10 protein-coding genes are annotated in these 9,611 nt (G+C 60.5%); 7 read left to right on the top strand and 3 right to left on the bottom strand.

All coding sequences use genetic code 11. The features are described from left to right. Both ilvC and PMI16_RS06995 read left to right on the top strand, forming a co-directional pair. Window positions 1-1,017: a ketol-acid reductoisomerase gene (ilvC, locus tag PMI16_RS07000; protein WP_007877868.1), complete on the top strand. Its 1,017-nt coding sequence runs from the start codon at window positions 1-3 to the stop codon at window positions 1,015-1,017. A gap of 372 nt (window positions 1,018-1,389) precedes the next feature. Then, window positions 1,390-2,025: a glutathione S-transferase gene (locus tag PMI16_RS06995; protein WP_007877866.1), complete on the top strand. Its 636-nt coding sequence runs from the start codon at window positions 1,390-1,392 to the stop codon at window positions 2,023-2,025. A 6-nt stretch (window positions 2,026-2,031) separates the two neighbouring features. On the opposite strand, the gene PMI16_RS06990 is transcribed toward PMI16_RS06995, so the two are convergent. Further along, window positions 2,032-2,517 carry a glutathione peroxidase gene (locus PMI16_RS06990; RefSeq protein ID WP_007877864.1) on the bottom strand — a complete coding sequence of 162 codons (486 nt, stop codon included), beginning with the start codon at window positions 2,515-2,517 and terminating at the stop codon, window positions 2,032-2,034. Window positions 2,518-2,585: 68 nt separating this feature from the next. Beyond that, the gene (locus PMI16_RS06985) at window positions 2,586-3,626 is read right to left on the bottom strand and encodes a type IV pilus twitching motility protein PilT (RefSeq protein WP_007877862.1); all 1,041 of its coding nucleotides are present in this window, start codon (window positions 3,624-3,626) and stop codon (window positions 2,586-2,588) included. Between the two features lie 52 nt (window positions 3,627-3,678). Between PMI16_RS06985 and PMI16_RS06980 the strand changes: the two genes are divergently transcribed. From PMI16_RS06980 to PMI16_RS06970, 3 genes are read left to right on the top strand one after another with little or no spacing between them, the layout of a single operon-like run. After that, the gene (locus PMI16_RS06980) at window positions 3,679-4,380 is read left to right on the top strand and encodes a YggS family pyridoxal phosphate-dependent enzyme (protein WP_007877855.1); all 702 of its coding nucleotides are present in this window, start codon (window positions 3,679-3,681) and stop codon (window positions 4,378-4,380) included. Between the two features lie 43 nt (window positions 4,381-4,423). Next, window positions 4,424-5,239: a pyrroline-5-carboxylate reductase gene (proC, locus tag PMI16_RS06975; RefSeq protein WP_007877853.1), complete on the top strand. Its 816-nt coding sequence runs from the start codon at window positions 4,424-4,426 to the stop codon at window positions 5,237-5,239. 7 nt (window positions 5,240-5,246) lie between these two features. Next, complete coding sequence (locus PMI16_RS06970; protein ID WP_237719804.1) at window positions 5,247-5,978, top strand: peptidoglycan DD-metalloendopeptidase family protein; 732 nt, start codon at window positions 5,247-5,249, stop codon at window positions 5,976-5,978. 57 nt (window positions 5,979-6,035) lie between these two features. Here the strand turns inward: PMI16_RS06970 and ubiA are convergent, their stop codons facing one another. After that, window positions 6,036-6,902 carry a 4-hydroxybenzoate octaprenyltransferase gene (gene ubiA, locus PMI16_RS06965; protein WP_007877851.1) on the bottom strand — a complete coding sequence of 289 codons (867 nt, stop codon included), beginning with the start codon at window positions 6,900-6,902 and terminating at the stop codon, window positions 6,036-6,038. 309 nt (window positions 6,903-7,211) lie between these two features. Between ubiA and ugpB the strand changes: the two genes are divergently transcribed. Together ugpB and ugpA are read left to right on the top strand one after the other, a co-directional pair. Beyond that, the gene (gene ugpB / locus PMI16_RS06960; protein ID WP_007877849.1) at window positions 7,212-8,519 is read left to right on the top strand and encodes a sn-glycerol-3-phosphate ABC transporter substrate-binding protein UgpB; all 1,308 of its coding nucleotides are present in this window, start codon (window positions 7,212-7,214) and stop codon (window positions 8,517-8,519) included. A gap of 193 nt (window positions 8,520-8,712) precedes the next feature. Beyond that, window positions 8,713-9,597 (top strand): sn-glycerol-3-phosphate ABC transporter permease UgpA, encoded by an 885-nt coding sequence (ugpA, locus tag PMI16_RS06955; protein WP_007877847.1) that lies wholly within the window; start codon window positions 8,713-8,715, stop codon window positions 9,595-9,597. Window positions 9,598-9,611 lie beyond the last annotated feature (14 nt).

Below are 9,611 nucleotides of genomic sequence, written 5' to 3'. Positions count from 1 at the left end.
ATGAAAGTTTTTTACGACAAAGACGCAGACCTGTCCCTGATCAAGAACAAGAACGTGACCATCATCGGTTACGGTTCGCAAGGCCACGCGCACGCGCAAAACCTGAATGACTCCGGCTGTAAAGTCACCGTTGCACTGCGCAAGGACGGCGCCTCGTGGAACAAGGCCAAGAACGCCGGCCTGAACGTTGCCGAAGTCAACGAAGCGGTCAAGGGCGCCGACGTCATCATGATCCTGCTGCCGGATGAAAACATCGGCCAGGTCTACGCAGAAAACGTCGCGCCGCACGCCAAGCAAGGCGCGACCGTCGCGTTCGCGCACTGCTTCAACATCCACTACGGTCAAGTCGTGCCGCGCGCCGACCTGGACATCATCATGATCGCGCCGAAGGCTCCAGGCCACACCGTGCGTTCGACCTACACCCAGGGTGGCGGCGTGCCGCACCTGATCGCCGTGTACCAGGACAAGTCCGGCACCGCCCGTGACGTCGCGCTGTCGTACGCCACCGCCAACGGCGGCGGCCGCGCCGGCATCATCGAAACCAACTTCCGCGAAGAAACCGAAACCGACCTGTTCGGCGAACAAGCAGTCCTGTGCGGCGGCACCGTCGAACTGATCAAGGCCGGTTTCGAAACGCTGGTGGAAGCCGGTTACGCGCCCGAAATGGCGTATTTCGAATGCCTGCACGAACTGAAGCTGATCGTCGACCTGATCTACGAAGGCGGCATCGCCAACATGAACTACTCGATCTCCAACAATGCGGAATACGGCGAATACGTCACCGGCCCACGCATCATCAACGAAGAGAGCAAGAAGGTCATGAAGCAAGTGCTGACGGACATCCAGACCGGCGAATACGCCAAGAGCTTCATCCTGGAAAACAAGGCAGGCGCACCGACACTGCTGTCGCGTCGTCGCATCAATGCGGAACACCAGATCGAAATCGTGGGTGAGAAGCTGCGCGCGATGATGCCATGGATCAAAGCTAATAAATTGGTGGACCAGTCGAAGAACTAATACGACCCCGGACCGCGATCATAGGCATCATCACAGGACGCGCAAGTATGCGTGCCCTGGGCGGGACGGCGCAAAGCGGTGCTTTGCGAATTCCCGTCCGGCCTGCCGTGGATTAAGGCCAACAAACTCGTGGACCAGTCGAAGAACTAATTCGTACCTCGGAATTGTCGTTCCAACGAAAGTTGGAACCCAGTGTCGTAAAAGCGGTTGACCGATGCACTGGACGCCACTGGGTCCCAGCGTTCGCTGGGACGACGGTCATGCGGAGAAGACCGGTTGAAGGAAAGGACGCCAAGGCGTCCTTTTTCGTTTCGCGGTATGTTTACGGCCCGAGGTCTCTCGTTCCCCATTTTTCCAATCAAGGAGATACAAGTGCAACTCATCGGTATGCTCGATTCTCCCTACGTCCGCCGCGCCGCCATTTCTTTGCAATTGCTCGGCTTGCCGTTCGAACATCAGTCAATCTCGGTATTCAGCACTTTCGACCGCTTTCGTGAAATCAATCCGCTGGTGAAAGCGCCGTCGCTGATTTGCGACGACGGCATGGTGCTGATGGATTCGATATTGATCACGCAATATGCCGAGGCGTTTCCGCAGAAAAAGCGCAGCTTGCTGCCTACCGATCTGGCAGAGTTGCAGCGCGCCTTGCGCATCATCGGCCTGGCGATGACGGCCTGCGAGAAGAGCGTGCAGATCGTCTACGAACACACATTGCGTCCGGCCGAGAAGTTGCACCAGCCCTGGCTGTCGCGCGTATCCCTCCAGCTGTCGGCGGCCTACAAGGCGCTGGAAGAGGAATTCGAGAAGCGGCCGCGCGCGGTGACCAGCGCAACCATCGACCAGGCTACGCTGACGACTGCGGTGGCCTGGCACTTCAGTCAGCAACTGGTGGCCGACGTGGTGCCGGCCGACCGCTATCCGGCGCTGGCGGCCTTGTCGAAAGCGGCCGAAGCGCTGCCGGAATTCACCGCCGCGCCATATGGCGACGGCATCTGTCGCGTGCATTGAACCGTCTTATTCAGCCAGCAGCTTCTCGATGTCGGCCACCATGTCTTCCGGCTTGGTGGCCGGCGCGTAGCGCTTGAAGACGGTGCCGTTCTTGCGCACCAGGAATTTGGTGAAATTCCATTTGATGGCCTTGCTGCCCAGCAGGCCGGGCGCTTCCGTCTTGATGTAGGTGAACAGCGGATCGGCCTTGTCGCCGTTGACGTCGATCTTGGCGAACAGCGGGAAGCTGACGCCGTAGTTCTTCTCGCAGAAAGCGCCGATCTCTTCCGCCGTGCCGGGCTCCTGGCCGCCGAATTGGTTGCAGGGGAAGCCGAGCACTTCCACGCCCTTGTCCTTGAACTCGCGATAAATTTTTTCCAGACCCTGGTACTGCGGCGTGAAGCCGCATTTGCTGGCGGTGTTGACGATCAGGACGACTTTGCCGCGATATTGCTCCAGCGCCGCCGGCGTGTGGTCGGGCAGGGCGGGCTGGAAGTCGTAGATGGTGGGCATGATGGCCTCGTCGAAGTAAGTGGGAAGGACACCATGATAGCCCACCGCCGGTGAACTTCGGGCTAACTTCAGGCGAACTGCTCCGGCGCCTTGGCCGCTGCGCGCGCGGTCTCCGGCGCGATCAGGTCCTTGCGCAGCAATTCGCCCAGGCAATGGTCGAGCGTCTGCATGCCGGCGCCGGCCGAGGTTTGCATCACCGACGTCATCTGCGCCACTTTGCCTTCGCGGATCAGGTTGCGGATGGCGGGCGTGCCCAGCATGATTTCGTGGGCGGCGACGCGGCCGTCGCCTGACCTGGTTTTCAGCAGCATTTGCGAAACCACCGCGCTCAGCGACTCCGACAGCATGCCGCGCACCATCTCTTTCTCGTCGCCGGGAAACACGTCGACGATGCGGTCTATGCTTTTGACGGCGGACGAGGTGTGCAGCGTGGCCAGCACCAGATGGCCGGTTTCCGCCGCGGTCAGCGCCAGCCGGATGGTGTCGAGGTCGCGCAGTTCGCCGACCAGGATGACGTCCGGATCTTCGCGCAGGGCCGAGCGCAGGGCATTGGCGAAGGAGTGCGTATGGGCGCCGACGGCGCGCTGGCTGATCAGGCTTTTATCCGGTTCGTGGATGAATTCGATCGGGTCTTCGATGGTCAGGATGTGGCCGGGGCGATGCGCGTTGATATGCCGGATCATGGCCGCCAGCGTGGTCGATTTGCCCGAGCCGGTGGGACCGGTGACCAGGATCAGGCCCTGCCGGCGCAGCGCCAGTTCGCCCAGCACCGGCGGCGCGCCAAGTTCGTCCAGGCTGCGCACCGCATGCGGGATGGTGCGGATGACCGCCGCCGGGCCGCGCACCTGGTGGAAGGCGTTGACGCGGAAGCGCGCCAGCCCGGCGATGTCGATGGCGAAGTCGCATTCCAGATCGCGTCGCCAGGCATCGGCTTGCGCCTGGTCCATGATGGCGTCGAGCATGTTGCCGAGGTCGTGCGCCTGCAGCGCCGGCAAGTTGATGCGCCGGATGTCGCCGTGGATGCGCAGCATGGGCGGCAAACCAGTGGACAGATGGAGGTCGGAAGCGTGATTCTTGACCGAAAAGGCGAGCAGGCCGGGAATGTCCATTTATAATCTCTTACCGAAAAAACAGCGTTGCCCCTCCCCGAGCCAAAGAATTATGTCGTCAATCGCCAAACAGTTGCAAGTTGTTAACGCTCGCATCGCCGCTGCCGCGCTGGCCGCCGGCCGCCATCCGCAAGAAATTCAACTGTTGGCTGTATCGAAGTTTTTTGATGTTGCGTCTGTATTGGACGCCGTACACGCAGGGCAGGCCGCATTCGGGGAGAATTACGTTCAGGAAGCGCTCGATAAAATCGCCGCGTTGAAACTCGCGGCGCCCGAAGCGCAGGTCGCGTGGCATTTCATCGGACCGATACAGAGCAACAAGACGCGTCAGATTGCCGAACATTTCGATTGGGTGCATTCGGTCGATCGCGAAAAAATCGCGCGTCGCCTGTCGGAGCAACGTCCCCCGGGACTGCCGCCGCTGAACATCTGCCTGCAGGTGAACATCAGCGCGGAAGACAGCAAGAGCGGCTTGTCTCCCGAGGAATTGCTGCCGGTGGCGCAGGCGGTTGCCGCCATGCCCGGTCTGCGCCTGCGCGGGCTGATGGCGATCCCGGCGCCGACCGAAGTGGAACAGGAACAGCGCGCGGCGTTCCGGCGCCTGCGCGAACTGGCGGCGTTGCTGGTCGCCGACGGCATTGCCTGCGATACCTTGTCGATGGGCATGTCCGCCGACATGGACGCCGCCATCGCCGAAGGCGCGACGATCGTGCGCGTCGGCACGGCCATTTTCGGACAGCGTCAGGTTCATTAAAATTATTCGCATTTATCCGTCGTCATCTACAGGAAGAGAGCATATGTTGAAGATAGGTTTCATCGGCGGCGGCAACATGGCCGCGGCATTGATCGGCGGTCTTGCAGGCAAGCTGACCGACGGCAGCAACATCCACGTGGTCGACCTCAACCCCGAGTCGCTGGAAAAACTGAACCAGCGTTTCGGCGTCACCACGGCGCTGCAGGTCGACGACATGCTCGCCAAGGTCGACGTCATCGTGCTGGCGGTCAAGCCGCAGCAGATGCGCCAGGTGGCCGACAGTCTCAAGCCTTTCATCGGCACGCAACTGGTGCTGTCGATCGCCGCCGGCATCCGCAGCGTCGACCTGTCGCGCTGGCTCGGCGGCCATCAGGCCGTCGTGCGCGCCATGCCCAATACGCCGGCGCTGATCGGCAAAGGCATCACCGGCCTGGTGGCGACGGCAGGCGTAAGCGCCGAGCAACGCGCCGGCGCCGATGCGATCCTGCGCGCCGTCGGCACGACCATCTGGCTGGCCAGCGAAGACCTGATCGATCCGGTGACGGCAGTGTCGGGCAGCGGTCCGGCCTACGTGTTCTACTTCATGGAAGCCATGCAGCAGGCCGCCGCCGAACTGGGCCTCAGCGCCGAGCAAGGCGTCGAGCTGGCCAAGGCCACGTTTGCAGGTGCGGTCGAACTGGCGATTCGTTCGCCGGAACCGCTGTCGGTGCTGCGCGAACGCGTGACGTCCAAGGGCGGCACCACTTATGCGGCGCTCACCAGCATGGAAAACGACGGCGTCGGGCCGCGCATTATTACTGCGGTCAAAGCCGCCGCTGCGAGAGGGAAGGAATTGGGGGAGGAGTTTGGCAAGGATTAGTCTGAACGTGCGTCGATACAGTCATGTTTTGTGCGCAGTGCTGCTGGCAGCCTGCGCAGGCGCCCCGCAAGCGGATGGGGATTTTTATACGGTCAGGAGAGGCGACACGCTGATGGGGCTGGGCCGTGCATTCGGTCAGAACTATCGCGACCTGGCTGCCTGGAACAAAATTTCCGACAAGGACGACATCGAGGTCGGCCAGGTCTTGCGCATCAGGCCGCCGCCATCGGTTGCGCCGATTTCGCGCGCGCGGCCTGCTCGCCCGACAGAGTCGACCGCGACACGCGAGCGCAAAGCCGCCGAAGCGAAAAAGGACGCCGCATCGGAAGCTCAGGCAACATCGGCGGCGCCCGCGGTCGCCGAAGCCGGGCAACTGAACTGGATGTGGCCGGCGCAGGGCAAGCTCAGCCCGACCACCGACCGCAATCTGAAGGGCATCGATATCGTCGGCACCACCGGACAGCCGATCTGGGCTGCCGAAGCCGGCAAGGTGACCTATGCGGGACGCGGCATCCGCGGATACGGCAACATGATCATCGTCCGGCACAGCCGCACCTTGCTGTCGGTCTACGCCCACAACAAATCGATCATGGTCAGGGAAGGCCAGACCGTCAACCGCGGTCAGCAGATCGCCGAGATGGGCGACACCGACAGCAGCACGGTCAAGCTGTATTTCGAGATCCGCAGCAACGGCAAGCCGATCAATCCGACGCCGCTGCTGCCGAAGCCGCACAGCTGACGACAGATCTGGAATGCAGCTCGCGCTTATTTGCGCTATGCATGAGATGTGTTCTGCTCAACCCAAAGCATAGTCCAGCGCCACCCCGGCAAACATCGCCGCGCCCAGCCAGTTGTTGTGCATGAACGCGGCGAAGCAGCCGGTGCGATCGCGTTCATGGATCAGCCGGTAGTGGTAGATCGCGCAGCCGGCCGCCGTCAGCATGCCGAGGCTGAACCAGGTGCGCAAACCATACTGCCATCCCACCGCCCAGAAAATCCCCAGCGCCGTCACATAGCACAGCATCACCGCCAGCACGTCGAAACGGCCGAAGGTGATGGCCGATGTCTTCATGCCCAGTTTGATGTCGTCGTCGCGATCCACCATCGCGTACTCGGTGTCGTAGGCGACCGCCCAGAAGATGTTGGCGACCAGCATCAGCCATGCCGCCGGCGGCACCGATTCCTGCACCGCCGCGAATCCCATCGGAATGCCGAAACCGAACGCAATGCCCAGGTAAGCCTGCGGAATCGCGAAGAAGCGTTTGAAGTAGGGATAGCTGCCGGCGACGATCAGCGCCGCGACCGACAACTGTTTGGTCAGCCCGTTGAGCGGCAGGATCAGCAGGAAGGAAACCAGCGCCAGCACCGTCGCCACCATGACCGCTTCCCATGCCTTGATCTTGCCCGCGGTGAGCGGACGGTCGACGGTGCGTTTGACGTGCTTGTCGAAATCGCGGTCGGCGTAGTCGTTGATGGCGCATCCGGCCGAGCGCATCAGGATCGTGCCCACCGTGAAGATCGCCACGATATGCCAGTCCGGACGGCCGTCCGACGCCAGCCAGACTGCCATCAGCGTCGGCCACAGCAGCAGCAGGATGCCGATGGGTTTGTGCAGGCGGATCAGTCGGAAGTAAAGATTCAGGCGCTGATTCAAATGATTCATGTCGGGGCGGCCGGGAGGAAAAATGCCATTATAAATGGTGGGTAAACGGAGGGTGAGCGGAGGGTGAGCGGCTGGTCACGGCCGCGCGACGAAGAAGATTTCTGACAGTGCCGACAGGAATCGAGAGAACTTTTTTTCACCGGCTTTTTATCGACGTGAACACTTGTAGCAAATGAGAGGGATTGATGATCGGCAACTGCGAAATTATTTGCGAATGGCGAAATTAGACGTTAATGTACGCCCGGTGTAACGAGACAGTCACAATGACTTGATAACATCGGTCACCTTTTTTCCGGGAGGATTACCCTAATGAACCTGCACCTGAAAGCCTTTGCAGCAGCAGCTGTGATGGCGACAATGACAAGCTCCGCTTACGCGGTTACAGAGATCTCGTGGTGGCATTCCATGACCGGCGCCCTCGGCGAACGCGTCAACACCATGGCAGACGAATTCAACAAGAGCCAGTCCGATTACAAGGTCACCCCGGTCTACAAGGGCACCTATGACGAATCGATGGCTGCGGCGATTGCCGCTTATCGTGCGGGCAATGCACCAGACATCCTGCAGATTTTTGAAGTCGGCACGGCGACCATGGTCTACTCCAAGGGCGCGATCAAGCCGGTCTACGAAGTGATGCAGCAAGCAGGCGAAAAGTTCGACCAGAACGCCTACGTGCCAGCCATCTCCGGATACTACTCGACGGCGAAGGGCATGATGTCCTTCCCGTTCAACAGCTCGACCACGATCATGTTCTACAACAAGGACCTGTTCGCCAAGGCCGGCCTGGATCCGAACAAGCCGCCTGCAACATGGCAAGAGTTCGTCGGCATGGCCGCCAAGATGAAAGCCAGCGGCGTGACCTGTCCTTACACCACCACCTGGCAATCGTGGGTGCAGCTGGAGTCGTTCGCGGCCTGGCACAACACCGAGACGGCTACCAAGAGCAACGGCTTCGGCGGCCTCGACGCGCGTCTGAAGATCAATGGTCCGCTGCAAGTGCGTCACATTGAAAACCTGTCCAACTGGGCCAAGCAAGGCTACTTCATCTACGCAGGCCGCAAGGATGAAGCCAACGCCAAGTTCAACGCCGGCGAATGCGCCATCATCACCGGTTCGTCGTCCGCTTACGCCGATATCCGCAAGAACGCCAAGTTCAAGTTCGGCGTAGCGACCTTGCCTTATTACAGCGACGTGCAAGGCGCACCGCAAAACACCATCATCGGCGGCGCATCGCTGTGGGTCATGGGCGGCAAGAAGGCCGACGAGTACAAGGGCGTAGCGAAGTTCTTCACTTACCTGTCCAAGCCTGAAGTGCAAGCCAAGTGGCATCAGGAAACCGGCTACCTGCCGGTGACCAAGGCCGCTTACGAAATCACCCAGAAGTCCGGTTTCTATGAGCGCAATCCAGGCACCGACGTCGCTGTGAAACAGATGATCGTCAAGACCACCGACAAGTCGCGCGGTATCCGTCTGGGCAACTACGCACAGATCCGCACCGTGATCGACGAAGAACTGGAAAACGTCTGGACCGGCAAGAAGACACCGAAGGATGCGCTCGACAGCGCCGCCAAACGCGGTGACGAATTGCTGGCACGCTTCGAAAAAGCCAATAAGTAAAAATCGTATGAACTGCATTCCCGGCGCTGACTTCAGCCAATCGGGAATGCGGTTTGAACAAGCGATGGCAAGACACTCAGCCCCGGCCCGCGCCGGGGCGATGCATTTTTTAGCTGCCAGCTGAATTCACTGATGCGGATGTAAACGTTCTCGGCAATCCCGGCATCGCATCGTTTATAGGACACAAGCTATCGTGGAAAAACGCGCTCGCTTCATATCGTCATGGCTGCCGTATGCGCTGGTCGCACCGCAGATCCTGATCACGATATTATTTTTCTTCTGGCCTGCGGTGCAGGCCCTGTACCAGTCGGTGCTGTTGCAGGACGCCTTCGGCGGTTATTCCGAATTCGTCTGGTTCGACAACTTCGCCGCCTTGTTCGGCGACCCGACGTATCTGGCCGCTTTCCAGACCACGGCGATCTTCTCGGTGCTGGTGGCGGTGGGCGGCATGGTGCTGTCGCTGATCCTGGCGGTGTTCGCCGATCGCGTCGTCAAGGGCGCGGCGATCTACAAGACCTTCCTGATCTGGCCGTACGCGGTGTCGCCGGTGGTGGTCGGCGTGCTGTGGATGTTCCTGCTGAGTCCTTCGCTGGGGCTGATTTCGCACGTGCTGGCCTGGCTCGGCATCAACTGGAACTACATGGTCAACGGCAACCAGGCCATGACCCTGATCGTCATCGCCGCGATCTGGAAGCAGATCAGCTACAACTTCCTGTTCTTCCTCGCCGGCCTGCAATCGATTCCGAAATCGCTGATCGAAGCGGCCGCCATCGACGGCGCCGGTCCGGTCAAACGCTTCTTCACGATCATCTTCCCGATGATCTCGCCGACCACTTTCTTCCTGATGGTGGTCAACATCGTGTATGCGTTTTTCGACACGTTTGCGATCGTTGAAGCGACCACCCACGGCGGTCCGGGCAAGGACACCGAGATCCTGGTCTACAAGGTGTTCAGCGACGGCTTCAAGGGCGGCGACCTCGGCAGCGCCGCGGCGCAGTCGGTGGTGCTGATGGTGATCGTGATCCTGTTGACCGTCATCCAGTTCAAGTACGTAGAAAAGAAGGTGCAATATGCCTGATTTCATTCTGAAGG

The sequence above is a fragment of the Herbaspirillum sp. CF444 genome (assembly GCF_000282135.1).
GTDB lineage: Bacteria > Pseudomonadota > Gammaproteobacteria > Burkholderiales > Burkholderiaceae_D > Herbaspirillum.
This window is presented reverse-complemented; position numbering and strand designations above follow the sequence as displayed.

Bases quoted from the DNA above. Each gene is read 5' to 3' on its own strand.
- PMI16_RS06985 (WP_007877862.1), bottom strand. From the start codon at position 3,626: ATGGACATTCCCGGCCTGCTCGCCTTTTCGGTCAAGAATCACGCTTCC.
- PMI16_RS06990 (WP_007877864.1), bottom strand. From the start codon at position 2,517: ATGCCCACCATCTACGACTTCCAGCCCGCCCTGCCCGACCACACGCCG.
- ubiA (WP_007877851.1), bottom strand. From the start codon at position 6,902: ATGAATCATTTGAATCAGCGCCTGAATCTTTACTTCCGACTGATCCGC.
- ugpB (WP_007877849.1), top strand. From the start codon at position 7,212: ATGAACCTGCACCTGAAAGCCTTTGCAGCAGCAGCTGTGATGGCGACA.
- PMI16_RS06980 (WP_007877855.1), top strand. From the start codon at position 3,679: ATGTCGTCAATCGCCAAACAGTTGCAAGTTGTTAACGCTCGCATCGCC.
- proC (WP_007877853.1), top strand. From the start codon at position 4,424: ATGTTGAAGATAGGTTTCATCGGCGGCGGCAACATGGCCGCGGCATTG.
- ilvC (WP_007877868.1), top strand. From the start codon at position 1: ATGAAAGTTTTTTACGACAAAGACGCAGACCTGTCCCTGATCAAGAAC.